A 26,966-nucleotide genomic window follows, 5' to 3' on the forward strand; every position below is an offset into this window, starting at 1 on the left:
TCCGCAGGGAATCCGTCTCCTCCCCCGGCCGAGGCCAGGGCTCTCCATGGAGGTATCCGATGACCGCGCATCCATCCGCCCCGCCCGCCCCCGCGGATCACAACAGGGAACCCACCGCGCAGTCCGCGCTCCCGTTCGTCCTGGCGGCGGACGCGCCGGGCACACCGGTGGCCGACGCCCTGCCCGCCGCCCGTCCGCTGATCCGCCGACGGCTCCTGGAGCACGGCGCGGTCCTGCTGCGCGGATTCGAGGTGGGCGGGGTGGACGCGTTCGCGGACGTGGTCCGGGCGGTGTCCGGGGAACCGCTGGCCTATGCCGAACGCTCCTCGCCCCGCAGCACGATCAAGGGGCAGGTGTACACCTCCACGGACTACCCGCCCGCTGAGGAGATCTTCCTGCACAACGAGAACTCCTACCAGGCCGACTGGCCGCTCACGCTGTTCTTCTCCTGTGTGTGCCCGCCGGACACCCTCGGCGCGACGCCACTCGCCGACACCCGCCGCATCCACCGGGCCATCGACCCCGCGGTGCGCGAGGAGTTCGCCGCCCGCGGCTGGATGGTCGTGCGCAACTTCACCGACGGCTTCGGGGTGCCCTGGCAGCAGGCGTTCAGCACCGACGACCGCGCCGAGGTGGAGCGGTACTGCGACCGCAACGGCATCGAGCCGCAGTGGACCGGCGGGAACGGCCTGCGCACCCTCGCCCGGCGCCGTGCGGTGCACCGGCACCCGGTCACCGGCGAGACCGTCTGGTTCAACCACCTCGCCTTCTTCCACGTGAGCACGCTGGCCGCCGACGTGTGCGCCGGGCTGCGGGAGATGTACGACGAGGAGGACCTGCCGACCAACACGTACTACGGTGACGGCGCGCCCATCCCCGACGAGGTCGTGGCGCACCTGCGCGCGTGCTACCGCGCCGAGCAGCGCCGCTTCGACTGGCAGCTCGGCGACGTGCTGGTGGTGGACAACATGTTGACGGCCCACGGCCGCGAGCCGTTCACCGGTCCGCGCAAGATCGCGGTGGCCATGGCCGAGCCGTGGTCGGCCGCGGCCGAGGGCGGCCGCCCCTCCGACGTGCTCGGGGAGGCCTCCGATGGCAACCGATGAGGCGGGATACTCCCTGTCCTTCGCCCAGGAGCAGCTCTGGTTCGTCGACCAGCTCCGGTCCGGCGCCTCGACCGAGTACCTGTCGAACCAGACACTGCGGCTGCGCGGCCCGCTGGACCCCCGCGCACTGTCGGCCGCGCTCTCGCGGATCTCGGCGCGGCACGAGATCCTGCGCACCCGCTACGGCACCGTGGACGGCACCGGGGTCCAGATCGTCGACGAACCCGCGCCGGTGGAGCCGCGCCCGGTCGACCTGCGCGAGCTGCCGGCCGCCGACCGGGACGCGCGCCTGCGCGAGCTGGGCCGCGCCGAACTGACGACCCCGATCGACCTGCGCACGCAGGCACCCTGGCGGCTGACCCTGGTGCGGCTCGGGCCGGACGACGCAGCCCTGCTGGTCACCGTCCACCACATCGCCTTCGACGGCGTGTCCTGGTCCGTGCTCGCCCGCGAACTGCAGGACCTGTACGAGGCGTTCCGCTCCAACCAGCCGTCCCGGCTGGAGCCGCCGGCGCTGCAGTACGCGGACTTCGCCCAGTGGGAGCGCGACCGCTGGGAGGCGGGCGGCGAGGAGATCGAGCGCCAGCGCTCCTACTGGCGCGCGCGGCTGGCCGGACTGGAGCCACTGGAACTCGCCACCGACCACCGGCGACCGGATCAGTGGGAGTCGGCCGGGGCCGACCTGACCTTCACCGTGCCGGCCGAGCTGGCCCTGCGCTTGGCCGAACTCGGCCGGCGCCGCGGCGCGACGCCCTTCATGGTCCACCTCGCCGCCTTCCAGGTGCTGCTGGCCCGCCACTCGGGACAGCAGGACGTGGCGGTCGGGGTGTCGGTGTCCCGTCGCGAGCCGGCCGCTCTCGAACATTCGATCGGCATGTTCCTCAACACCGCGGTGCTGCGCGCCGACCTGTCCGGCGGCCCGTCCTTCACCGCTCTGCTGGCGCAGGTCCGCGAGACGGTCCTGGACGCCCACGAGCACCTGGACGTGCCGTTCGAGCGGGTGGTCGCCGACCTCGCACCGGAGCGGGACCTTTCCCGCAACCCCGTGTTCCAGGTGGGCTTCGCCCTGCACACCGTCGCGCCTCAACCGTTCCGGCTGACGGGGCTGGAGGTCACCGCGGACGAAACGGCGACGCCCAGTTCCGCCTTCGACCTCTCCCTGCACCTCACCGAGCGCCCCGACGGCTCGGTGGACGGCCGGCTGATCCACCCGACGTCCCTGTTCGGGCGCCCCCGGATCGCGCGGATGGCCGAGCACCTGCTGCGGCTGCTGGGCGACGTGGCCGACCGGCCGGACACCCCCGTACACCGGCTGGAGATCCTCACCGAGGCCGAGCTGGGGCAGTTCGAGGAGTGGAACCGCACCGACGCCACGCCGCCGGAGCTCTCGCTCCCCGAGCTGTTCCGCGCCCAGGCCCGGACGACCCCGGACGCGGTGGCGGTGGTGGCCGGGGAGCAGGAGGTCGACTACGCCGAACTCGCCGACCGGGTACGGCGCCTGGCACTCCACCTGCGCACCCGGGGGGTCACCCGTGAGACGCCGGTCGGAGTGGCGCTGCACCGCGGCACGGACCTGGTCACGGCTCTGCTCGCGGTGCTGACGGCGGGCGGCGTGTACGTCCCGCTGGCGCCCGATCACCCCGTCGACCGGCTGGCGTACATGGTCGCCGACGCCGGCGTCGAGGTCGTGCTGACCGAGGAGTCGCTGCGGGAGCGGCTGCCGGCCGGACTGCGGGTGGTGACACCGGACGACGCCCGGCCGGCGGGCGACGCCCCGGACCCCGACGTCGAACTGCCCTCCGTGCAGGACACCGACGGGGCCTACGTGATGTACACCTCCGGCTCGACGGGCCAGCCCAAGGGCGTGCTGATCCCGCACGCCGCGATCCGCAACCGGGTGCTCTGGTCGGTCGAACGGTACGGGCTCGGCGCCGGCGACCGGCTACTGCAGAAGACCACGATCGGCTTCGACGCGGCGATGTGGGAGTTCCTCTCGCCGCTCGTCTGCGGCGCCACCGTGGTGATGGCGCCCCGGGAGGCGCACCGGGACCCGGCCGTGATGGCCCGGGCGATCGCCGAACACGGCGTCACCGTCCTGCAACTGGTGCCCTCGGTGCTGCGGCTCCTGCTGGCCGAGCCCGAACTGGCCGGCTGCGCCTCGCTGCGGCTGGTGTGCTCGGCCGGCGAACCGCTGCCGGCCGAACTCTGCGAGCGGCTGCGCGCGGTGCTCGACACCGAGGTGTTCAACACCTACGGCCCCACCGAGTGCGCCATCGACTCCACCGCCTGGCGTTACGAGGGCGGGGGCGAGGGCATCGTACCGATCGGCCACCCGCTGACCGGCGTGCGGACCTACGTGGTGGACCGCGACGACGCCCTGGTACCGGTCGGCGTCCCCGGCGAGCTGTGCGTGGGCGGGATCGGCCTGGCACGCGGATACCTGGGCCAGGGCGCGCTGACCGCCGAGCGGTTCGCCCCCGACCCGTTCGCGGCCGGACCCGGCGAACGCTGGTACCGCACCGGCGACCTGGTGCGCCGCCGCGAGGACGGCGCGCTGGAGTTCGTCGCCCGCGTCGACGAACAGGTCAAGGTGCGCGGGGTGCGGATCGAACCGGGTGAGATCGAGGCCGTGCTGACCGCGCACCCCTCGGTCACCGCCGCCGCTGTGACCACCCGCCGATCGACGGCGGGCGACCTCGAACTGCTCGCCCACGTCGTACTCGCGGACGACGGTGACGGCGGGCCGACCGGAACGGACGAGATCCGCGCCCACCTCGCGGCCCGGCTTCCGGAGGCGATGGTGCCCTCCGTCGTGCTGATCCTGGACGCGATGCCGCTGACCCCCAGCGGCAAGGTGGACCGGCAGCGGCTGCCCTCGCCCGAGGAGCGGGACCGGCCGGAGGGCGCGCAGTGGATCGCCCCGCGCACCCGCGCGGAGGCCGCGGTCGCCACGCTGATGGCCGAGGTCCTCGACGTGCGGCAGGTCGGCGCCGAAGACGACTTCTTCGCGCTCGGCGGCCACTCCCTGGTGGCCATCCGGCTGGTCCTGCGGCTGCGCCGGGACTTCGGCGTCAAACTGACGGTCGGCGAGCTGTTCAGCGCCCGCACCGTCGCCGCGCTGGCCGCCCGGATCGACGCCGCCCGCTCCGAGGGCGACGGGCCGGGCGTGCGACCGGTGCCGCGCACCGGGGAGCTGCCGCTCTCCTTCGGCCAGCAGCGCATGTGGTTCCTCGACCAGCTGGAGCCGGGGAGCGACGAGTACCTCGTCCCACTGGCGCTGCGCCTGCGCGGCCCGCTGGACGCAGAGGCGCTGCGGCTGGCGGTGGACGCCTGCGTCGCCCGGCACGAGGTGCTGCGGACCCGCTACCTCGCCGACGACGGCAACCCACGGCAGGTGATCGACCCTGCGGGACCGGTCCCCTTCGAGCTGGTCGACCTCAGCGGTACGCCGCAGGCCGAGGAGCGGGCGCTGGGACTGCTGGCCCGGGCCGCCGGCCGGGCCTTCGACCTGGCGGCCGAGTGGCCGCTGCGGGTCACGGTGGTCCGGACCGCGCCCGAGGAGCACGTGATGGTGCTGACCCTGCACCACATCGCCTTCGACGCATGGTCGATGGGCCCCTGCCTGCGCGACCTGGACCAGGCCTACCGCGCGCTCGCCGCAGGCGAGCCGTCACCGCTGCGCCCGCAAGCCGTCCAGTACGCGGACTTCGCCGCCTGGCAGCGGGGGCAGCAGTCCGCCGGCGAGACGGCCGGGCAGCTCGACCACTGGCGCGAGCGGCTGGCCGGACTGGAACCGCTGGAGCTGCCGACCGACCGGCTGCGCTCCGCCGTCCGCGACGCACGCGGCGACCTGTTCGACATCGAACTGCCGCAGGCCCTGAGCCAGGAGGTCGCGGAGCTGGCGCGCCGGCGCGGTGTGACACCGTTCGTGCTGATGCTGGCCGCGTTCCAGGTGCTGCTCGGCCGCTACACCGGTCTCGACGACGTCGCCGTCGGCACCCCGGTGGCCGGGCGGACCAGGCCGGAGACCGAGGAACTGGTCGGCTTCTTCACCAACAGCCTGGTGATCCGCTCCGATCTGGCGGGCGACCCGGAGTTCGGGAATCTCCTCGAACAGGTGCATCAGGTGTCCGCGGAGGCGTTCAGCCACCAGGACGTGCCGTTCGAGCACCTGGTCGACGCGCTGAAGCCGGACCGCGACCTCTCGCGCAACCCGCTGTTCCAGGTCATGTTCGAGCTCCAGCACCGGGAGGGCGACCTGACAGCGCTCGGCGGGGCGGCCGTGGAGACCATCGAGATCGGCCCGGCCGTGGCCAAGTTCGACCTGACGGTGAGCGTCACCCAGCACGGCGACGGGCGCCTGCACTGCTGGTTCGAGTACGCCACGGCGCTGTTCGACCGGGCCACCGTCGAGCGGCTGGCCGGACACTACCTGACCCTGCTGCGCAGCATCGTGGACGCGCCGGACGCGCGGCTGAGCGCCCTCGCGATGCTCACCGCCCCCGAGCGGCACGACCTGCTCACCGTCTGGCCCGATCCCGACGGGGACCGGCTGGCCGCGCTCGACCCCGCCGAGGAGCACGGGCTGTGCGTGCCCCAGCTGATCGAGCACCGGGTCCGGCAGACGCCGGACGCGATCGCGGTGGTCTTCGGGGACCAGCGGATCAGCTACGCGGAGCTGAACGGGCGGGCCAACCGGTTCGCCCGCCGGTTGCGTGCGCTGGGGGTCGGACCGGAGACGGTCGTCGGCTCGTGCCTGGAGCGCAGCCCGGAGGCCGTCGTGGTGCTGCTGGCGGTGCTCAAGGCGGGCGGGGTCTACGTCCCCTTCGACCCGAGGCATCCGGCGCAGCGCCTGGAGTTCATGCTCGCCGACGCCGGCGCCGAGGTCGTGGTCACCTCCAGCGAGTTCGCCGACCGGCTCGACGGCGGCGGTGGGCGGCTGCTGGTGCTGGACAAGGAGGAGGCCGCGGGGCAGGACTCCTCCGCCGACCTGCCCGCGCAGGCCGGTCCCGGCAACCTTGCCTACGTCATCTACACCTCGGGCTCCACCGGCCGTCCCAAGGGGGTGATGATCGAGCACCGGTCCTACGCCCAGCACTGCCGGGTGATCGCGGACGCCTACGGCATCGCGCCGGGCGAGCGGGTGGCCCTGCTGTCCGCCCTCACCTTCGACGTCGCCATGGACCAGATCGCGGCCACCCTGGTGGCCGGCGCGACCGTCGTGGTCGGCGACCCGGTCTTCTGGACCCCCGCCGAACTGCCGGCCCGACTGGCCGAGCACGAGGTGACGATCGTCGAGATCACCCCCGCCTACTACCGGGCGATGCTGGAGTCGCCCGACCTCGGCCGGTTGACCTCGCTGAAGCTGATGAACGTCGGCAGCGACGTGGTCACGGTGGCCGACGCCGAGCGCTGGGCGGACAGCGGCCTGCCCGGGCGGTTCCTGTGCAACTACGGACCGACCGAGGCGACCGTCACCTGCCTGCTGCACCCGGTGGGCGAGACCCCGCCGTCCGGACAGCAGCCCGCCGCCCTGCCGATCGGACGGCCGGTCGCCGGCACCCGGGCCCACGTCCTGGACGCCGACCTGCGGCCGGTGCCGGTCGGGGTCCCCGGCGAACTCTGCCTGGGCGGGGTGCGGCTGGCCCGTGGCTACCACCGCCGGGCAGCCCTGACCGCCGATCGCTTCGTGCCGGATCCGCTGGCCGCCGAACCGGGGCAGCGGCTCTACCGCACCGGCGACCTGGTCCGCCGACTGCCGGACGGCACCATCGAGTTCCTCGGGCGGATCGACCGCCAGGTCAAGGTGCGCGGGCTGCGGATCGAGCTCGGCGAGATCGAGGCGGCACTGGCCGCGCACCCCGCGGTGCAGGAGGCGGTCGTCATCGCCGCCGAGCCGCTGCCCGGGGACCGCCGGCTGGCCGCCTACCTGGTGGCCCGGCCCGGCGACACCGTGCCGGACATCAGCGAGCTCCGCTCCCACCTGAGGGAGCTGCTGCCGGAGTACATGATCCCGTCGCTGTGGGTGGCGCTGGCGGACCTGCCGCTGACGCCGAGCGGCAAGGTCGACCGCAAGGCGCTGCCGGATCCGGTGTCGGCCGGCGTGGGCGCCGGGCGGGAGTACCAGGCGCCCGACGGCCCCGTGGAGGAGGCGCTGGCCGGCATCTGGAGCGAACTGCTCGGCGTGGAGCGGATCGGCGCACTGGACGACTTCTTCGCCCTCGGCGGCAACTCGCTGCTGGCCACCCGGGTCCTGGCGGGGATCCGGACGGCGTTCGCGGTCGAGCTCCCGCTGCGCCGCCTGTTCGAGGCGACCACGGTGGCCGCCCTCGCGCAGGTGGTGTCCCAGGCCGTCGAGGACGACATCGCCGAACTGACCGACGACGAGGTCGCCGGACTGCTCTCCGAGGAGGGTGCGCGATGACCGGAGCGGTCTGACCCCGTGCCGGACAGCGATGAGCCCCGCTCGTCACCGACGACGAGCGGGGCTTCGCACGGTGGTTCAGCCGGCCGTCACCACGGGCTTCGCCGCGTGCAGCTCGGCCAGGCTCGGCGCCTTGCGGATCGCGGGGCTGACGCTCGCCGCGACCGCGAGAAAGAGCATCCAGCAGGACAGCACCGCCACCGTGGCACCGGCACCGATCCAGTTCAGCAGCAGACCGCCGGCCAGCGAGCCGAGCGGGACGGCTCCGAAGGCGATCATGCCCGCCGCGCCCTGCACCCGGCCCAGAATGCGGTCCGGCGTCACTCCGAGCTGGTAGGCCACCACCGCCACGTTCCACACCGGGCCGACGAAGCACATCAGCGCGTACACCGCCCCGATCAGGTAGGGGTCGTGCACCACCAGCAGCACCGGGACGATCAGCGCCCACGCCCAGTTCGCCCCGATCACCACGGTCTTCATCGACAGCCGTCGCTCCAGCGCGGGCGCGACCAGCGAACCGAGCACCCCGCCCACCGCGGCCACGCCGAACATCACCCCGACCGCGCCCGACGAGCCGCCGTCGGCGCGGGCGATCACGATGACGGCCAGGAACAGCGCCTGGAACAGCAGGTTGCTGCCCGCGACCAGCAGGGTGGTCACGCGCAGGAAGGGCTGGCGCCACAACCAGGAGATCCCGGCGGCCAGCTCGGTGCCCAGCCGATCCGGCCGATCCGCCGGCTCGGCCCGGAAGTCCTTCCTGATCATCAGCAGCGTGGCCAGCGACACCGCGTAGCTGACCGCGTCGAAGAGGAACGGGATCGCCCTGCCGAGCCCGAACAGCAGACCGCCGAGCGGCTGGCCGAGCACGACGGCGCCCCGGGTGCGCGCCTCGTTGCGGGAGAGCGCGAGCGCGTACTGCGAGGGGTGCACCAGGGCGGTCACGGCCGTCGCCTCGGCGATCCTGAAGCACACCGTGAGCGTGCCCTCGACGAACCCGACGACCAGCACGTGCGCCAGCACCAGCCGGTCGGCGGCCAGGGCGAGGGCCAGGCTGCCGATGGCCAGGCCGCGCAGGACGTCGCACCAGATCATCACCCGCCGCCGGTTCCACCGGTCGACCAGCGCGCCGGCCGGGAGCTGGAACAGCAACTGCGGCAGGAGCGCGACGAACCCGGTGAACCCGGCGCTGGCGGGCGAGCCGGTGAGGTAGAGGACCAGCAGAGGATAGGCCACCGTCGTGGCGTTCGTACCGAGTTCGGACACCACCGTGCCCTGCCAGAGCAACAGGAAGTCCCGGTTGCGCCGCAGCGGTTGCACCTTATTTGTCATGCGCCGATGCTGCGCGGACGCGAACGACCGGGAGCAGAGAAGGACCGGCAGTCACGCGCGCAGTCACGGCCGCGCGAAGTGTGCCGTAGTGACTCTGCCGGCGCCGACCGCCGACCCGGCAGGCTGAGACCCAGCCCACCCCCCCGAGTTCCGGGTTGACCACCGCAAACACAGGAAGGCCCAGATGAGCACGAGCTCCACTGCCCGCGCTGAGTTGCTGCAGCGGCGCCTGCGCGGCCTGACGAAGGTGAAGCACAGCGACGAGATCGCCACGGTGAGCCGGGACGGTGAGCTGCCGCCGTCGTTCGCGCAGCGCCGCCTGTGGGTGCTCGACCAGATCCGGCCGGGCGGCACCGAATACCTGATGGCGTTGCAGCTCAGGCTGCCCGGCCTGCTGGACGAGGAGGCGCTGCGGCGCGCGCTGGACGAGATCGTCGCCAGACACGAGGTGCTGCGCACCCGGTACGTGGCGGTGGACGGCGAGCCGCTGCAGGTGATCGACGCGCCCGGCGCCGTCGCCTTCACCCGGGTCGACCTGTCCGGCAGCGACCGGGAGGCCGCCGAGCGGCGTTTCGCCGAGCTGGTGGCCGAGGCCGGCCGGCGGCCGTTCGACCTGGCGGGCGAGCACCCGGTCCGGGCCCTGCTGGTCCGCCTGGCCGACGACGAGTGTGCCCTGCTGCTGACCCTGCACCACATCGCCTCCGACGGCTGGTCGGAGTCGGTCCTGCTCTCCGAACTGGACCGGCTGTACGCGGCTTTCGCGGCCGGCCTGCCCTCCCCGCTGCCCCCGCTGCGGGTGCAGTACGCGGACTTCGCCGCCTGGCAGCGCGAACGTCTCTCCGGCCCCCGACTGGCCGAACAACTCGCCTACTGGCGATCGAAGTTGTCCGGCCTGGAGCCGCTCCGCCTGCCGACCGACCGGCCGCGCGGTCCGGTGCGCGACGCCGCCGGCGCCGAGATCTCCTTCGAGCTGCCGGCGACGCTCGCCGAGGCCCTGGTGCGGCTCGGGCGTGAGCACGGTGCGACGCCGTTCATGGTCACGCTGACCGCCTTCCAGCTGCTGCTCGGCCGGTACTGCCGGCAGAGCGACGTGGTGGTCGGCACCCCCGTGGCCGGGCGCGGCCACCCCGACACGCACGACTTGATCGGCCTGTTCGTCAACACGGTGGTCCAGCGCACCGATCTGTCCGGCGACCCGTCCTTCGTGGAGCTGCTCGCCCGGGTGCGCGAGGACGTGCTGAGCGGCTTCGAGCACCAGGACACCCCGTTCGAGCTGCTGGTCCAGGAGTTCGCGCCGGAGCGGGACGCCTCCCGCACCCCGCTGGTGCAGGTGACCTTCCAACTGGTCGACGCCGAGCCGGCCGGGTCGCCCACCGGTCCGGGTGGCGAGCAGCGGCCGGTCGACTGGGAAACCGCGAAGTTCGACCTCAGTCTCGGTCTGGTCCAGCGGCCGGACGGCTCCATGACGGGCCATCTGGAGTACGCCACCGCGCTGTTCGACCCGGCGACGATCCAGCGGATGGCCGGCCACTACCTGCGGCTGCTGGAGGGCGCCGTGGCCGCGCCGGAGCACTCGGTGAGCCGCTTGGAGCTGCTGACCGCTCCCGAGCGCGAGCAGCTGCTCACCCACTGGGCCGGGACCGGGACCACCGAGCCGGTCCGGCAGAGCATCCCCGAGGTGTTCCGGAGCTGGGCCGAGCGCACCCCCGACGCGGTCGCGGTGAGCTGCGACGGCACCGACCTGACCTACGCCGAGCTCGACGCCAGGAGCAACCGGCTCGCCCACAGGCTGCGCTCGCTGGGCGTGCGGACGGACCAGCTGGTCGGCGTCCGCCTGGAGCGCGGCCCCGACCTGGTGGTGGCCCTGCTCGGCGTACTCAAGTCCGGGGCCGGGTACCTGCCGCTCGACCCGGGACAGCCGGCCGAGCGACTGGCCTACATCCTGGCCGACTCCGAGGTGTCCGTCGTGGTCGGCCGGGAGCCGGCCGGCGACGCGGTCGCCACGGTGTCGCCCGACGCCCCGGCGGGCGACTGGCCGGACACCGCCCCCGGCGCGGGTGCCGGGGCGGACAACGTGGCCTACGTCATCTACACCTCGGGATCCACCGGCAGGCCGAAGGGCGTGCCGGTGACCCACGCCAACGTGCTGCGGCTGCTGCGCTCCTGCGAGGCCGACTTCGGCTTCGGCCCCACCGACGTGTGGACGCTCTTCCACTCCTACGCGTTCGACTTCTCGGTCTGGGAGCTGTGGGGGGCGTTGCTGCACGGCGGCCGCGCCGTCGTGGTGCCGTTCGCCGTCTCCCGCTCCCCGCGGGACTTCCTCGAGCTGCTGGTCGCCGAACGCGTCACCGTCCTCAACCAGACGCCCTCGGCCTTCAGGGTGCTGGCCGAGGCGGTGGCCGAGGCCGGGCTGCGGCCGGACGCCCTGGCGCTGAGGACCGTGGTCTTCGGCGGCGAGGCCCTCGACGTGGCCGAGCTGGAGCCGTGGTTCGCCCGGTTCGGCGACGGCGGCCCGGTCCTGGTGAACATGTACGGGATCACCGAGACGACCGTGCACGTGACGTACCGCCCGCTGCACGCGGCCGAGGCGGCGGGGACGCGCCCGAGCCCGATCGGCCGGCCGCTGCGCGATCTGCGCGTCTACCTGCTGGACGACGACCTCAACCCGGTGCCGGCCGGCGTGCCCGGCCAGGTCTTCGTCTCCGGCCCCGGGCTGGCCCGCGGCTACCTCGGCCGCCCGGCGCTGACCGCGGAGCGATTCGGCCCGGACCCGTACGCCACGCAGCCGGGGGAGCGCATGTACCGCACCGGCGACGTGGCGCGCTTCGGGCCGGACGGCGACCTCGAGTTCCTCGGCCGGGCCGACGACCAGGTCAAGATCCGCGGGCACCGGATCGAGCCGGGCGAGATCGAGGCGGCCCTCGGCCGGCTCCCGGACGTCGACAAGAGCGTGGTGCTGGCCCACCGGCGCAGCGGCGAACCCGAGGCACGGCTGGTCGCCTACCTCACGGCCCGGGCCGGCCACCGGATCGACGTGGCCCGGCTGCGCGAGGACCTCGGCCGGATCCTGCCGGCCTACATGGTCCCCGCGCTCTTCGTCCCCCTGGACGCGCTGCCGGTGACGGCCAACGGGAAGATCGACCGCCGGGCGCTGCCCGATCCGGACGCGCACCGGGCCCGGGCCGACGAGGAGTACATCGAGCCCCGGACCCCGGTCGAGCGGACCGTCGCGGAGATCTGGGCCGACGTGCTCGAACTCGAACGGGTCGGCGCGCAGGACAACTTCTTCGCCCTGGGCGGCGACTCGATCCGCGCCATCCGCGTGATCGGAGCGCTGCGCCGTCGCGGCGTCGAACTGACCGTGCAGAACCTGCTGGTGCACCAGAGCGTGGCAGCCCTCGCCCGGTTCGCGCAGTCGGCGGGGGCGCAGGCGGCGGCAGCGGCCGCCGCCGGTGTGGAGGAGCAGCGGGTCGAGCCGTTCGCCCTGCTGACGCCGCAGGACCGGGCGAAGCTGCCGGCCGGCCTGGTGGACGCCTACCCGATGTCCATGGTGCAGGCGGCCATGGCCTACCAGATGGTCTCGGACCAGGACGACAGCCCGTACCACAACGTCACGTTGTTCCCCTTCCTGGACGACGCGCCGTTCTCGCTGCCCGCGATGCGCGAGGCGGCGCGGCTGCTGGCCGGCCGGCACGAGATCCTGCGCACCAGCTTCGATCTCACCGGCTTTTCCGAGCCGCTCCAGCTGGTGCACGCCGAGGCCGCCATCGAGGTCGGCCACGACGACCTCCGCACGCTCGGCGCCGAGGAGACCGAACAGCAGCTGCGGCGGTTCACCGCGGACACCCGGCGCAACCCCTTCGACCTCGGCCGGGCGCCGATGCTCGGCTTCCACGTGCACCAGACGGCCGAGGACCGCTGGACCCTCTCCTTCATCGAGTGCCACGCCATCCTCGACGGCTGGAGCCACCACTCGCTGCTCGACGAGCTGATGACGGACTACCGGGCGCTGCGGGCCGGTCGGCGGGCGGCCGCCCCCCGCGCGCACACCGTGCGCTTCGCCGACCACATCGCCCTGGAGAAGCGCTCGCTGGCGTCCGCCGACGACCGCGCGTTCTGGCGGGAGCAGGTCTCCCGGTTCGACCGGGTCGAGCTGCCGGCCGCCTGGGCCGCCGCGCCGGACGCCGGGGAGTCGCCGTACCGGACAGCGGTGCCGTTCGAGGATCTGGAGCCAGGGCTGCGCCGGCTGGCCGCCGCCGCCGGGGCCCCGCTCAAGAGCGTGCTGTTCGCCGCGCACCTGAAGGTGCTCGGCGTGATCAGCGGCAGCGACCGCTTCCACACCGGCCTGGTCTGCAACGGGCGGCTGGAGACCGACGGCGGCGACCTGGTCCGCGGCATGCACCTGAACACCCTGCCGCTGGGGGTCGAGCTGACCGGGGCGACCTGGACCGAGCTGGTCCGCCAGGTCCTCGCCGCCGAGGCGGCGGCCTGGCCGCACCGCCGGTTCCCGCTGCCGGAGATGCAGCGCGAGTGGGGCGGCGGCACGCCGCTGGTCGACGTCGCCTTCACCTACCTGGACTTCCACGTCCTGGACACCCGGCCGATCGAGTCCGCGAAGGTCGTGGACGTCAGCCCGAACGAGTTCGGGCTGGACGTGTGGACCTTCCCCGGCGTGCTGTACGTCTCCGGTCGGCCCGATCGGATCAGCCGTGCCAACGGGCAACGGCTGGCCGGCCTGTACCGCACGGTCCTGGAGAGCATGGCCGCCGACCCGGCCGGCGACTCCCGCCACAGCGCCGTGGACGAGCGCGAGAGGTCCCTGCTGCTCTCCTTCGCCGCCGGCCCCGACACCGCCTACCCCGAGCTGTGCCTGCACGAGCTGTTCGAGCAGCAGGTCTCCCGCACCCCGCAGGCGGCCGCGCTGCGGTGCGCCGACGGCACGACCGTCGCCTACGCCGAACTCAACGCCAGGGCCAACCGCCTGGCCCGGCGCCTGCGTGCGCTCGGCGTCGGCCAGGAGTCCCGGGTCGGCGTGCTGCTGCGCCGGGGACCGGAGCTGGTGGTCGCGCTGCTCGCCGTGCTCAAGGCAGGCGCCGCCTACCTCCCGCTCGACCCGGCCCACCCGGCGCAGCGGCAGGCCGTCCTGGTCGCCGACACCGACGCCCGGGTGGTCGTCACCCAGAGCGAGCTGACCGGCCTGCTCGCCGACTGTCCGGCAGAACGGTGCCTGGTCGACGCCGACACGGCGGTCGCCGACCAGTCGCCGGAGAACCTCGGGCGGACCGCCACACCCGACACGCTCGCCTACGTCATCTACACCTCCGGCTCGACCGGCACGCCGAAGGGCGTGATGATCGAGCACCGCAACGTGGTCAACTACGTCTGCTGGTGCCTGGACGGCTACACCCCGCTGGGCGGCACGGGCGCGCCGCTGTACTCCTCGATGGCCTTCGACCTGCCGGTCACCTCGCTGTTCCCCGCCCTGCTGTCCGGCCAGCCGGTCACGCTCGTCGAGGACGACGGGACGCCCGGGATCGACGCCCTGGTCGCGGCGCTGGAGCAGGGCGGCTTCGGCATCCTCAAGCTGACCCCCTCCCACCTCGCCCTGCTCAACCAGTCGCTGTCACCCCAGGGGCTGCGCACCGCCGCGGGCCGGCTGATCGCCGGCGGCGAGGAGCTGACCCGGGAGAAGGTCTCCCGGTGGGCCGAGTTCGCGCCGGACACCGTGGTGGACAACGAGTACGGTCCGACCGAGACCACGGTCGGCTGCTCCCACCTCGAAGGCACCGCGGCCGACCTCGAAGCGGGCGTGCTGCCGATCGGCCGGCCGTTCTCCAACACCACCATGCGGGTGCTCGACCGGACGATGGAGCTGGTACCGGTCGGCGTGGTGGGCGAGTTGTACATCGGTGGCGCGCAGCTGGCCCGCGGCTACGTGGCGCGGCCGGGCCTGACCGCCGAACGCTTCGTGCCCGATCCCTACGCCGCGGTGCCCGGTGGACGGCTCTACCGCACCGGGGACCTGGCCCGCTACCGTGCGGACGGGGTCATGGAGTTCGTCGGCCGCGTCGACCACCAGGTGAAGGTCCGAGGCTTCCGCATCGAGCCGGGCGAGGTCGAGGCCGCGCTGCGCCGGGAGGCCGCACTGCGCGAGGTGGCCGTGCGCGTGCACACGACGCCGAGCCACGAGCGGGAGCTGGCCGCCTACCTGGTGCCGGCCGACGGGACCGAGCTCGACCCGGTCGCGCTGCGCGACCGGCTGGCCCGGATCCTGCCGGCCCACCTGGTGCCGTCCAGGTACCTGGTGCTCGACAACCTGCCGATGACCCCGAGCGGCAAGGTGGACCTGGCCGCGCTGCCGCGGATCGACGAGGCCACCACCACCCGGCCCTACCGGGCGCCGCGCACGGCTGTGGAGAACATCCTCGCCAGGGCCTGGGCCGAGGCCCTGGGAATGCCCGAGGTCGGGATCGACGACAGCTTTGCCGAACTCGGCGGACACTCCATGACCGTGATGCGGGTGATCGTCAAACTCCGTGCCGAGCACGGCTACCAGCTGTCCTTCCAGGACTTCTACCGGCACCGGACGGTGGCCGAGCTGGCCGTCGCCGTGACGGACACGAGGGCCGACGCCCCGTCCGGCTCGCAGGCCGCGGACTCCATCGTGTGGCTGCGCCGGGAGGGCACCAAGCCGCCGCTGTTCTGCATCCACCCGGGCAGTGCGCACTGGTTCGCCGAACTCGCCGAGCACCTCCCGGCCGACCAGCCGGTGGCCGCGTTCGAGTGGCCCGGGCTGACCCGGCCGTGCCCCGCCCCGGAGAGCGTCGAGCAGATCGCCGAGCTCAACCTGGCCGAACTGCGGCGGATCGCCCCGACCGGGCCGTACCGGCTCCTCGGCTGGTGCGGGGGAAGCCAGATCACCAGCGAGATGGTCAGGCGGCTGCGGGCAGCCGGCGAGGACGTCACCTTCATGCTGCTGGATCCCGCTCTGGACACCTACGAGCGGGAGAACATGCACGACTTCGTACGCAGGTTCCAGTACGCCGAGACCGTGCTCGCCGAGCTCGCCGAGGCGAGCGGGAACCGGATCGGTGAACTCCAGCAGGAGGCGGTGGACGTCCTCACCAAGATCATCGATGAGGGTGAGGTGGACCCGCCGGTGCCCGGGGACCAGTTCTGGCCCTCCCGGGTCCGGGTCTGGCGGGAACTGCTGCAGACCCGGCTCGACTACCGCCACACACCCGTCCCCGCCCGGCTGCACCTCCTGGCCGGCGACGAACTGGCCGCCGGTGAGCACGAGGTCGCCGTCGGGGTGGGGTTCGCGGACTTCACCGCCCGGTGGGCCGAACTGGCCACCGAGGGGCTGGAGGTCCACCGGGTGAGCGGCAACCACCTCGGTGTCCTGCGCGCGCCCCACGTCGCGGACGTGGCCGCGCTGCTGACCAGCCTGATCGAGGGCGACACCACCGCGAGCAGGAAGGATGTGAAGTGATGCCGACCGTACTCACGGCCGACTCACCGCAGGGAGTGGCGCTGGACCCGGGTGCCGTACCGGCCCTGGAGGCGGTCGCCGCGGCTCTGCTGCCGGTGGCCGACGGGCGTGTCGACGACGTCCGGTGGCTGCGGGAGGCCGGCCGCCGGTGGCACGAACTGCCGCTGGCGCTGCGCAGGTCGCTCTCGGCCTTCCGGCGCGACTCCGGACCCACCGGTGCCCTGCTCGTCCGCGGCCTGCCGGTGGACCAGGAGCTGCTGCCCGACACTCCGATGGCCGGCGGCTCCGTCCAGCGGGAGGCGACCGTCCCGGCCGGCGCGCTGATGCTCGTCACCAGCGCGCTGGGCGACCCCATCGCGTTCCGCCCGGAGAAGTCCGGCGCGATGGTGCAGGACGTCGTGCCGGTGCCGGGGAACGAGGACTTCCAGGGCAACGAGGGTTCGGTGCTGCTGAACTTCCACACCGAGAACGCCTTCCACCCGTACCGGCCGGACTACGTGCTGCTGCTGTGCCTGCGGGCCGACCACGAACGGGTGGCCGGGCTGCGGACCGTGTGCATCCGCCAGGTCCGCCATCTGCTCGGTGCGGACCACCGCGAGGCGCTGTTCAGACCCGAATTCGTCACCGATCCGCCACCGTCCTTCGGGGCGCGGACGACACAGCCGCAGCCGCACGCCGTGCTCAGCGGTGCGCCGGACGACCCGGACATGGTGGTCGACTTCGCGGCGACCGAACCACTGACCGAACGGGCCGCAGCCGCCCTGCGCGCGTTGCGGTCCCTGTTCGGCCGCCACGCGATCACCCACCACCTCGTCCCCGGCGACCTCGCCATCGTCGACAACTCGGTGACCGCGCACGGCCGGACGGCGTTCACCCCGCGCTACGACGGGCGGGACCGCTGGCTGCAGCGCTCGTTCGCGGCACGCGACCTGCGCCGCTCGCTCTCCCACCGGCCGGGCGACGGCCACGTGCTGCTCGGGTAGCGGTCGACGACCCGCAGGCGATCACGCAGGGGGCGCACCTCGCCCGGAGCCGTCGACGGCTCCGGGCGTGCCGGACGGGCGGTCCGCCGTGACCCGTGTCCACGTCGGCGCCGACCCGGAGCCCGGACACCGGCGATCCGGCCGGGCCGTCACCCGGACACGGGCCGGGACCGTCGACGGACGGCCCCGGCCCGTCATGGGGGCATCGCCCCCATGTTTCCCCCGTGTCTCCCGGCACGCCCCGGAATGCGCACGACAGTTCGCCGTACGACCGTGCGGCACGCGACGGCACGCACGGTGGACGGCGCCGGGCGGGCGGCGAGGGCCGGGTGCGAGCGGCCGCACAGGTCCGTGCCGGTCCGGCCCGCGGCCGGGACGGGAAATCTGGGGGCCTCCACCCGATGTCGCCGGGCGCCCGCCGGACGATGATCTCCTCCTGTCGGGTACGAGCCAGATCCCAGGAGGAGCCGATGGGCGAACCGGTGAGAGTCAGCATCGTCGCGCAGGACCCGGTGCTGGAGGCCGGTGCGCGGACCAGCCTCCAGCACCACGGCGACATCGCGGTGGCGCCGCCCGGGGAGCCGGCACAGGTCGCGGTCATCATGGTGGACCGGGTGACCCCGCAGGTGATGGACACGGTGCGGGCGTCCCGGGAGGCGGACCAGCGCAGGGAGGTCGTGCTGGTCGCGACGGAACTCGCGGCCGGCGACGCGGTCCAGGCGTTCGCCGCCGGCACCCGAGGACTGCTGCGCCGGTCCGAGGCCAGTGCGGAGCGGCTGGCGTGGACCGTCGTGGCGGCCGCCGCGGGCGACTGCACGCTCCCGCCGGACCTGCTGGACGGGCTCCTCGAACACTGGGGCGACAGCCGCCGCCCGGGTGGGGTGTCGGCACCGGCCGGGTGGGAGCTGTCGGAGCGGGAGCAGGCGGTCCTGAGGCTGGTCGCCGACGGTCGGGAGACCGAGGAGATCGCCCGTGAACTGTGCTATTCGTCCCGCACCGTGACCACCGTGGTGTACGACGTGACCCGGCGGTTCCGACTGCGCAACCGCGCACACGCGGTGGCGTTCGCGCTGCGGGCGGGCCTGCTGTGACCGCGGCGGCGGTCCTCCCCTCCGAGGGCCCCAGGGTGCGGGTGCGGTCGAGCGACGCGGCGGCGCGAGCGACGGTGGAGGCCAGGCTGACGGTCGCGGGGCTCCGCCCGGTCCGTGTGCCGGAGCCGTCGTCGCGGGACGTGCTGGTAGCCGTCGGCGACACCGTGGAGGGCGCGATCGCAGCCTGCCGGCCTGCCTTTCCGGGCAGCGGCGAGCGACTGTTGGTGGTGGTGGCCGACGTGCTGTCCCGGCATGGCGTGCTGCGGGCACTGAAGGCGGGCGCGCGGGCCGTGCTGCTCTCCGCCGAGGCGACGCCGACGCGCCTGGCCGCGGCCGTCCACTCGGCCCATCGCGGCGAGGGCCGGCTCTCCCACCCGGTGCTGGCCTGCCTGCTCAACGGATCGCCCGAGCCGGCCGGTCCCGGCCGGCGCGCGGGCGCCCCGACGCTGACGGACCGCCAGGTCGAGGTGCTGCGGCTGATGGCCGACGGGCACGGCAACGAGGCCATCGCCCGGACGCTGTCCTGCTCCAAGCACACCGTCAAGAACGTGATCTACGAGCTGATGGGCCAGCTCCAGGTGCACAACAGGTCCCACGCGGTGGCGCACGCCGTGCGGACCGGGCTGATCTGACCGGGCCGGCCGCCGCGGGACACCGGACCGGGACAAACGCGCAGCGCCGCGGCGCCGAGCCTGCCGCTCGTTCCCTGGCAGCGTGCCGCGGACCCGCGGCACGCTGCTCCTGCCCGTGTCCGTCCGGCGGGCATGGCCACCCTCCTTCCGCCCGCGGACGCCGCCCCGAGCGGTCCTCCGCGCGTTCGATCCCTGCCGAGAGGATCCGATGGACATCGCCGAGGACACCCCGAACACCGGCCAGGAGCCCTTGCCGGAACAGGATTTCAAGATCTTCGAGGAGATGGAGTCGGAGGTCCGGCTGTACTGCCGCAAGTTCCCGGCCGTCTTCGAGCGGGCCAAGGGCGTCGAGCTGCACGCCGAGGGCGGCCGGACGTTCATCGACTTCTTCTGCGGCGCGGGGACACTCAACTACGGTCACAACAACGACTTCATCAAGGCCCGGGTCGCCGGGTACCTCGCCGCCGATGGCATCGCGCACGGCCTGGACATGTACACCGTGGCCAAGCGGGAGTTCCTGACCTCCTTCGCCGACACCGTGCTGCGGCCCCGCGGGCTGGACTACAAGGCGCAGTTCACCGGTCCGACCGGGACCGACGCCGTGGAGGCCGCGCTCAAGCTCGCCCGCAAGCACACCGGCCGCACCGGCGTGGTCGCGTTCACCGGCGCGTTCCATGGCATGTCACGCGGCTCGCTCGCGGTGACGGGCAGTCGCCGGGCCCGCCGGGCGGGCGGGGTCAGCGGGCAGGACGTCACGTTCGTCCCCTACGAGGACGGACCGCAGGGCCCGTTCGACTCGATCGGTTACCTGGAGCGGCTGCTCGCCGACCCCTCCTCGGGCGTCGACCTGCCGGCCGCGGTGATCCTCGAGCCGATGCAGATGGAGGGCGGCGTCTACCCGGCGAGCGGCGCGTGGCTGCGGGCACTGCGCGAACTCACCGAGCGGCACGGAATCCTGCTGGTCCTCGACGAGATCCAGGCGGGCTGCGGCCGCTCCGGCCGGTTCTTCTGCTTCGAGCACGCCGGGATCGTCCCGGATGTGGTGACGCTGTCCAAGTCGCTCAGCGGCTATGGGCTTCCGCTGTCGATGGTGCTCCTCAAGCGCGAGTTGGACGCCTGGGAGCCCGGCGAGCACACCGGGACCTTCCGCGGCAACCAGCTGGCCTTCGTCGCCGCCACCGCGGCCTGCGAGCTGTGGCGGCAGGACTCCTTCCACGCCCACCTCGCCACCGCGAGCCAACGCCTGGACCGGTTCCGCGAGGAACTGGACGAGCTGGGACAGGGCTTGGTGACGCGTGGGCGCGGAATGGCGCTCGGCATCGACCTCGGCGCCTCCGGCGGCCCGCGGCGCGCCGACCGGCTGCAGCGCCACGCCTTCGAGCAGGGGCTGATCGTCGAACTCTGCGGCCGCGACGACGAGGTGGTCAAGCTCCTGCCACCGCTGACCGTCGACCTCGCGCTCCTCGACCGCGGCCTCGACGTGCTGCTGCAGGGCCTGCGAACGATCTGACGCACCCGACGTACCGCCAAGAGAGGAGGACGGGATGTCCCGTCCGCAACGCCGCCACCTGATCTCGATCGACGACCTCGGCTTCGAGGAGATGCACCGCATCGTGCAGCGGGGCGCCGACTTCGCGGCCGGCCGCTGCGAGGACGCCCGCCCGCTGCACGACGCGGTCGTGGGCGTCCTGTTCCGCAAGACCTCCACCCGCACCCGCACCGCCTTCTCGGCCGGAACGCTGCGTCTGGGCGGCCGGTTGATCACCTACGGCCCCGCCGACCTGCAGGAGAACACGGGGGAGACCGTCGAGGACACCGCCGCGGTGCTGTCCCGGATGCTCGACGTCCTGGTGGCCAGGACCGCCGGCAGCGAGGCCGAGCTGCGGGCCTTCGCCGCCCAGCAGCGGATGGCCGTCGTCAACGCGATGAGCGCCGCCGAGCACCCCACCCAGGCGCTCACCGACCTCACCACGCTGCTCGGCCGGTTCGGGCGGATCGAGGGCCTTCGGGTGCTCTACGTCGGCGAGGGCAACAACACCGCCTCGGCGCTGACGTTGGCGCTGTCCCGTTACCGCGGAACGGAGCTGCACCTGCGGACCCCGGGCGGCTACGGGGTCGAGCAGCACTACCTCGACCGGGCCGCCGAGCACGCGGCGGGCAGCGGCGCGCTGGTGGAGCAGCGGCACGACATGGTCGACCTGCCCGAGGTGGACGTGGTCTACACCACCCGCTGGCAGACCACCGGCACGACGAAGCCCGACCCCGACTGGCGGCTCGCCTTCGAGCCGTTCCGGGTGGACAAGGCCGTCATGGACGCCGCTCCCGGTGCGCTGTTCATGCACGACCTGCCCGCGCACCGCGGCGACGAGGTGACCGCCGAGGTGCTCGACGGGCCCGCCTCGATCGCCTTCGCACAGGCCGAGAACAAGTACCACAGCGCCCGCGCGGTGCTGGAGTGGTGCGTCGGCGCCGACCCCGCCGGAGCCGGCCGGGAGTGAGCCCGGCCGAACGGACCGCCTCTCGGAGTCCCGGGGACGGCGGCCCGTTCGGTGTGCCCGCGGACGGCTCGGCCCGGTGCTTCGGGCGGTCCTGGAAGGGCTGCCGGGAGGCCGCGTCGTGCCCGCCCGCGCGTTCGCCGCCAGGGACACAGCGGCAGGGTGCGCATGCTGTTCCTGGTGCCCGTTTGTCTCTTGTCGCCGTTCCCCGACGCCCGGCAGGCTCGCCCCGTTGCCATGTCAATCCCGGAGCTAGGAGGGCCGTTGTGGCCGAGGAAGCCACCGACACCTGCACGTACCAGGTCGTCGTCGACGACGAGGAGCGGTATGCGATCCGGCTGCCCGACCGCGAACCGCCGCCCGTCCGGCGGGCCGACGGCACCCGTGGTGCCGGTCTCACCGGCGGGACCCATGCGCATGTCTGACACCGTTCCGGCCGGCGTGCTCCAGACCGTGGGCCGGACGCCGCTGGTCGAGCTGACCAGGATCAACCCGGCCGGCGGCTTCCGCCTCTTCGCCAAACTGGAGGCACACAACCCGGGCGGCTCCATCAAGGACCGCTCCGCGCTGGAGCTGTTGCGCGAGGGCATCCGGTCCGGCCGGCTCGTTCCCGGACGGTCGGTCGTCGTCGAGTCCAGCTCGGGCAACCTGGGCATCGGGCTCGCCCAGGTCTGCGGATACTTCGGGATCCGCTTCATCTGCGTGGTGGACCCCCGCACCAACCACCAGAACATCGCCGTCATGCGGGCGCTGGGCGCCGAGGTCGAGGTGGTGGGCCGGACCGACCCGGTCACCGGCGAGTACCTGCCGGTGCGGATCCGGCGGGTGCGCGAGATCCTCGCCGGGACCGAGCACGCCTACTGGCCGGACCAGTACTCGAACCCGCTCAACCCGCGCTCGCACCACGCGACGATGCGGGAGATCTGCGAGGCCGTTCCCGGCGGCCTGGACTACCTTTTCTGCGCGACCAGTTCGTGCGGAACGCTGCGCGGCTGCGCCGAGTACGCGCGGGAGCAGCGGCTCCCGGTGACGCTCGTGGCCGTCGACGCCGAGGGCAGCGTCATCTTCGGGCGAAGGCCCGCACCCCGGCTCATCCCCGGCCACGGCGCCGCCGTCCGGCCGGCGCTCCACCAGGACGGTCTCGCGGACGAAGTGGTGCACGTCAGCGATCTGGACTGCGTGGTCGACTGCCGGCGGCTGGCGAACCGCGAGGCGATCCTCGCCGGTGGCTCGTCGGGCGCGGTGCTCGCCGCGGTCCGGCGGATGAGCGGACGGATCCGGCCCGGCGCGACCTGTGCCGTGATCCTTCCGGACCGGGGCGAACGCTACCTCGACACGATCTACAACGACGACTGGGTGACGTCGCACTTCGGCGACGTCACCCACCTGTGGAAGGGGAACAGGCCGATGGCCGAGGTGACAGCATGCTGATCCTGACAGCCCGTGACGTACGACAGGTCCTGGACGGTGCGGAGCACCAGGTGGTCGAGGCGGTGAGCCGGGCCTACCGGCTGCACGCGGCCGGCCGGACCGCGGTTCCGCACTCGCTCTTTCTGCGGTTCCCCGAGGAGGCCCGCAACCGGATCATCGCCCTGCCCGCCTACCTCGGGAACACGGCGGACCCCGGGGAGCGGGAGCCGGTCGCCGGCATCAAGTGGATCTCGTCCTTCCCGGGCAACCTGGCCTCCGGACTCGAGCGCGCCTCGGCGGCGGTCGTCCTCAACTCGATGCGCACCGGCCACCCCGAGGTGCTGCTGGAGGGCTCGGTGATCTCCGCCCGGCGCACCGCGGCCGGCGCCGCGCTCGCTGCCGCGACGCTCGCCCCGCGGGAACCGCAGACCGGCGTCACGCTTGTCGGCTGCGGTGTGATCAACTTCGAGGTGCTCACCTTCCTGCGCGCCCTGCTGCCCGACCTGGCCGAGGTCACCCTGTTCGATCTCGACCCGGCCCGCGCGCGGGCGTTCGCCGAGCGGTGCGCGGCCCGGCTGCCCGAGCTCAAGACCGAGGTCGCCGAACGGATCGAGGACGCCTTGGCGGCCCACCGGCTGGTCTCCCTCGCCACCACCGCGTCCACCCCGCACCTGGACCCCACCCCCTGCCGGCCCGGGACGCTGCTGCTGCACCTGTCCCTGCGCGACCTCACCCCGGAGACCGTCCTGTCCAGCGTCAACATCGTCGACGACGACGACCACGTGTGCCGTGAGGCCACCTCGCTGCACCTGGCCGAACAGCAGGCCGGTCACCGCGGCTTCATCGCCGGTTCGATCGGTGCCGTCCTCACCTCCGGCCGCCGCCACCGCGACCCCGAGGCGCTCACGGTCTTCTCGCCGTTCGGCCTGGGCGTCCTCGACCTCGCCGTCGCCGACCTCGTCCACCACAGAGCGCAGGAGCAGGGCCTCGGTACCCGCGTCCCGGACTTCCTCGCCCCCGGGGCGTAGGGCCGGCGGTTGCGCGGGGACCGCGGGAGACCCCCGCGGATCGTCCGGACACCGGGCAGCGCGGGCCCGTCAGTCCCCGCACAGCTCCCGGGCGAGGCGGCACAGCTCCGCGCGGTCCGCGCTGCCGGTCTTGTGGAGCAGGCCGGCGATGTGCTTCTCCACGGTGCGGGGCGAGAGGGACAGCCGCTGGGCGATGTCCTGGTTCCCGAGGTGCTCCACGAGCAGGGCCAGTACGTCGTACTGACGCAGCGTCACCCCGCGCGTCCGAAGCGCCTCGGGGATCAGCTCCCGACCGGTGCGCCGCTGTGCCACCGACACGCCCGCCTGCCGGATCAGCGACCGGCAGGCACCGGCGACGGAGCGGACGCCCGCCTGGTAGAAGTACTCCTCGGCGGTCCGCAGCCAGCCGACCGGGTCGCCCCAGCCGTCGGCGAGGGCCGCCTCGGCGACCAGGCGCAGCCCGAGGTGATGGGCGGTCGGGAACCCCCAGGACACCTGTGCCGCCAGCTCCACCCGGGCCACGGCCTCCGCGCCGCGGCCCTCGCGCCCGAGCAGGACGGCGTCGGCGAGCAGCAGGAACTGCCGGTTCCAGGCCAGCGCGGAGGCCGGCGCCGCCAGGGCCGTCGTGTACGCCGACCGATCGGCGCTGCCCTTGAGAACGGCGAGCAGCGGACCGAGGCCGTGCCGGCCACTGAGGTAGAACACGTTGGGGTGCCGGTCCTCCCAGGCCGCCGCGGTGGCCAGTTCGGCCAGTGCCTGGGTGCCGTTCTCCTCGAGAAGGGCGCAGAAGGCCCGGCACAGGCCGTACGCGACCGGAGTGAGGAAGGAGGCGGACTCGTCGGCGCGCTCGAAGCGGAGCAGTTCCCGCTCCATCTGCCTGCGCCGGCCCTGGTGGGCGGCGAGGGTGGCTGCCACCAGCAGCAGGTAGCGGTGGCTGCTGAGGTTGTGCATCCGGGCGCTCGGCTCCAGGCAGCGGTCGATGATCTCCCGAGCGGCCGTGAAGTCGGCGCGCAACAGGGCGTCCATGGCCAGCATGCCTTCCGCCTGCTGGGCCAGCACGAGTGCGCCCAGCTCGCGGGCGGCGTCCCTGGCCTCGCGCATCCGCCGCGCGTCACCGGTGCGCATGAAGGCGTTCCCACCGAGCCGCAGCAGCGCCTCCACCCGCCAGACCGGCAGGCTGTGCGCCTCCGCGACGGAGAGCATCCGTTCCAGGCAGGCGTCCGCGTCGTCGAAGCCGCGCTCGCGGGCCAGCAGGGCGAGCAGCTGCCACGCCTGGCAGGCCACTACCGGGAGTTTCTCACGTTCGGCGATCTCGGCCGCCTCGCGGGCCAGTCGCTCGGTCTCCGCCGTCGCACCGCCGTGACCGGGCAGCAGCGCCAGGTGGGCCTCGACCACGGCGAGGGCGGCGGTCTGGCGGGGATCGCCGGAGCCGTCGAGCTGCGCACGGGCGGCGGCGATCTGTGCCAGGGTGTCGGCGGCGCGCTCGGCGATCACCGCCACCCAGGCGAGTCTGGTGTGCAGGGCGACGCGGCGCTCGATGTCCAGCGCGCCGGCCCCCGCGTCCGGCAACGACTCCGCCAGCGCGAACACCCGGTCCAGTTGCCCGGCCTCGGCCAGCGCGTAGACCAGCGACTCGATGACGTCGGTGCGGTCGGTCGCCGCTGCCAGCTCGTGGGCGCGCTCCAGCAGTTGTACGGCGGTGGTCGAGGCGCCCGCGGCGAGTGTCCGGCGGCCCGCCTCGGCGTAGAGCAGCGCCGCCCCCTCTCCGTCGCCGCCCAGCTCCCGCAGGTGCGCCACCAGCTGGCAGCGTCCGTCCGAGAGGGCCGGATCGGCCGCCAGGACCGCCTCGGCCGCCCGGCGGGCGATCACGGCCCGTTCGGCCGGAGGCAGCCCGGTGAGCAGGGCCTCCGCTGTGAGCGCGTGCCGGAAGACGTACTGGTCGGCCGCGGTGGGATCGGGGACGACGAAGCCCGAGGCGGCCGCCGCGGCCAGGTGATCGAGCAGTGGCCGGGTGCCGTGGCCGGTGATCAGCTTGAGCATGCCGAGCGAGAAGCCGGTGCCGAGAGTGGCGGCCAGCAGCAGCAGGTCGCGCACCTGGGGATCGAGCTGTTCCAGCCGGTGCCGTAGGCCGCTGACCACGCTGGCCGGAACGGCGGCCGCCAGATCGCCGGCGACTCGCCAGCCGTCGCCGTCCTGGCGCAGCGCCCCGGAGGCGACCATCTCGGCGAGTAACTCCTCGACGAGGTAGGGGATCCCGTTGCTGAAGGTGCTCAGCCGGTCGACCACGGCGGCGGGCACCTGCTCGGCCCGCAGCTCCAGGCAGCCGGCGGCGAGCGTGCCTATCTGGGACGTGTCGAGCGGCTCCAGGAAGGCCAGCGAGGCGACCCGGCGTCTTTCGCCGCCCCGGGCCAGCTCCAGGGCGGCCCCCGGTTCGGGCCGCAGCGTGGCCACCAGGAGGACCGGCGATCCCGCCAGGTTGTCGACCAGGTAGTCGACCACGGCGATGGTGTCCGAGTCGGCCTCGTGCAGGTCCTCCAGGACGAGGAGGCAGCCGCCGTTCCGGCCGATGACGGCCAGGAGCCGCAGCATCGCCTCGGCCAGCTCGACCACGCTCTCGGGGTAGCCGGGCACGGCGGTGTGCCGCCACTCCGGGATCACCCGGCCCAGGGCCGGACGGTAGGGTTCCAGCTCCGGGTCGTCAGGCACGCCGACGACCCGGAAGCGAGAGTTCAACGCCTCGACGAGCGGGCGGTAGGGGATCCCGGCACTGGTCGGGCTGCCGCGTCCGCGCAGCACGGGCAGGCCCAGCGACTCGGCCCGCCCGGCGCAGTCCCCGGCCAGCCGGGACTTGCCGATCCCCGCTTCTCCCGAGAGGAAGACCGCGTGGCCCGCGTTATGCTGAAGATCCATCAGGGCGCGCCGGAGCAGGTTGAGTTCGTTCTCGCGGCCGATGGTCGTCGGGGAAATGGTGCGCAC

13 protein-coding genes are annotated in these 26,966 nt (G+C 73.5%); 11 read left to right on the top strand and 2 right to left on the bottom strand.

Going from position 1 to position 26,966, the window contains the following annotated elements; all coding sequences use genetic code 11:
• Nucleotides 1-59: 59 nt before the first annotated feature.
• Both ACIQKA_RS06585 and ACIQKA_RS06590 read left to right on the top strand, forming a co-directional pair.
• Nucleotides 60-1,106: a TauD/TfdA family dioxygenase gene (locus ACIQKA_RS06585; protein ID WP_402540197.1), complete on the top strand. Its 1,047-nt coding sequence runs from the start codon at nucleotides 60-62 to the stop codon at nucleotides 1,104-1,106.
• Nucleotides 1,093-7,530, top strand: a complete 6,438-nt coding sequence (locus ACIQKA_RS06590) for an amino acid adenylation domain-containing protein (RefSeq protein ID WP_402540198.1) — start codon at nucleotides 1,093-1,095, stop codon at nucleotides 7,528-7,530. The genes ACIQKA_RS06585 and ACIQKA_RS06590 overlap by 14 nt, the downstream gene beginning before the upstream one ends.
• Before the next feature lie 78 nt (nucleotides 7,531-7,608).
• On the opposite strand, the gene ACIQKA_RS06595 is transcribed toward ACIQKA_RS06590, so the two are convergent.
• The gene (locus ACIQKA_RS06595; protein WP_383432438.1) at nucleotides 7,609-8,859 is read right to left on the bottom strand and encodes an MFS transporter; all 1,251 of its coding nucleotides are present in this window, start codon (nucleotides 8,857-8,859) and stop codon (nucleotides 7,609-7,611) included.
• A 184-nt stretch (nucleotides 8,860-9,043) separates the two neighbouring features.
• On the opposite strand from ACIQKA_RS06595, the gene ACIQKA_RS06600 reads away from it, so the two are divergent.
• The 9 genes from ACIQKA_RS06600 (at nucleotide 9,044) to sbnB (ending at nucleotide 23,990) form a co-directional block, all read left to right on the top strand.
• On the top strand, nucleotides 9,044-16,351 hold the full coding sequence (locus ACIQKA_RS06600; RefSeq protein ID WP_402540199.1) for an amino acid adenylation domain-containing protein: 7,308 nt from the start codon (nucleotides 9,044-9,046) through the stop codon (nucleotides 16,349-16,351).
• Complete coding sequence (locus ACIQKA_RS06605; RefSeq protein ID WP_383152977.1) at nucleotides 16,351-17,334, top strand: TauD/TfdA family dioxygenase; 984 nt, start codon at nucleotides 16,351-16,353, stop codon at nucleotides 17,332-17,334. The genes ACIQKA_RS06600 and ACIQKA_RS06605 overlap by 1 nt, the downstream gene beginning before the upstream one ends.
• 470 nt (nucleotides 17,335-17,804) lie before the next feature.
• Entirely contained in the window at nucleotides 17,805-18,425 is a 621-nt protein-coding gene (locus tag ACIQKA_RS06610; protein ID WP_383152975.1) for a LuxR C-terminal-related transcriptional regulator, read from the top strand.
• The gene (locus ACIQKA_RS06615; protein ID WP_383152973.1) at nucleotides 18,422-19,057 is read left to right on the top strand and encodes a response regulator transcription factor; all 636 of its coding nucleotides are present in this window, start codon (nucleotides 18,422-18,424) and stop codon (nucleotides 19,055-19,057) included. Before ACIQKA_RS06610 ends, ACIQKA_RS06615 begins: the two co-directional genes overlap by 4 nt.
• A 208-nt stretch (nucleotides 19,058-19,265) precedes the next feature.
• Entirely contained in the window at nucleotides 19,266-20,567 is a 1,302-nt protein-coding gene (gene ectB / locus ACIQKA_RS06620) for a diaminobutyrate--2-oxoglutarate transaminase (RefSeq protein WP_402540201.1), read from the top strand.
• A gap of 34 nt (nucleotides 20,568-20,601) precedes the next feature.
• The gene (locus ACIQKA_RS06625) at nucleotides 20,602-21,555 is read left to right on the top strand and encodes an ornithine carbamoyltransferase (protein ID WP_383152969.1); all 954 of its coding nucleotides are present in this window, start codon (nucleotides 20,602-20,604) and stop codon (nucleotides 21,553-21,555) included.
• 263 nt (nucleotides 21,556-21,818) lie between these two features.
• Nucleotides 21,819-21,977 (top strand): hypothetical protein, encoded by a 159-nt coding sequence (locus ACIQKA_RS06630; RefSeq protein WP_383152967.1) that lies wholly within the window; start codon nucleotides 21,819-21,821, stop codon nucleotides 21,975-21,977.
• Nucleotides 21,970-22,983 (top strand): 2,3-diaminopropionate biosynthesis protein SbnA, encoded by a 1,014-nt coding sequence (sbnA, locus tag ACIQKA_RS06635; protein WP_383152965.1) that lies wholly within the window; start codon nucleotides 21,970-21,972, stop codon nucleotides 22,981-22,983. The genes ACIQKA_RS06630 and sbnA overlap by 8 nt, the downstream gene beginning before the upstream one ends.
• Complete coding sequence (sbnB, locus tag ACIQKA_RS06640; RefSeq protein WP_402540203.1) at nucleotides 22,977-23,990, top strand: 2,3-diaminopropionate biosynthesis protein SbnB; 1,014 nt, start codon at nucleotides 22,977-22,979, stop codon at nucleotides 23,988-23,990. The genes sbnA and sbnB overlap by 7 nt, the downstream gene beginning before the upstream one ends.
• A 69-nt stretch (nucleotides 23,991-24,059) precedes the next feature.
• On the opposite strand, the gene ACIQKA_RS06645 is transcribed toward sbnB, so the two are convergent.
• Nucleotides 24,060-26,966 carry an AAA family ATPase gene (locus ACIQKA_RS06645; RefSeq protein ID WP_402540204.1) on the bottom strand — a complete coding sequence of 969 codons (2,907 nt, stop codon included), beginning with the start codon at nucleotides 26,964-26,966 and terminating at the stop codon, nucleotides 24,060-24,062.

This window comes from Streptomyces sp. NPDC092045 (assembly GCF_044756005.1).
Lineage (GTDB): Bacteria > Actinomycetota > Actinomycetes > Streptomycetales > Streptomycetaceae > Streptomyces.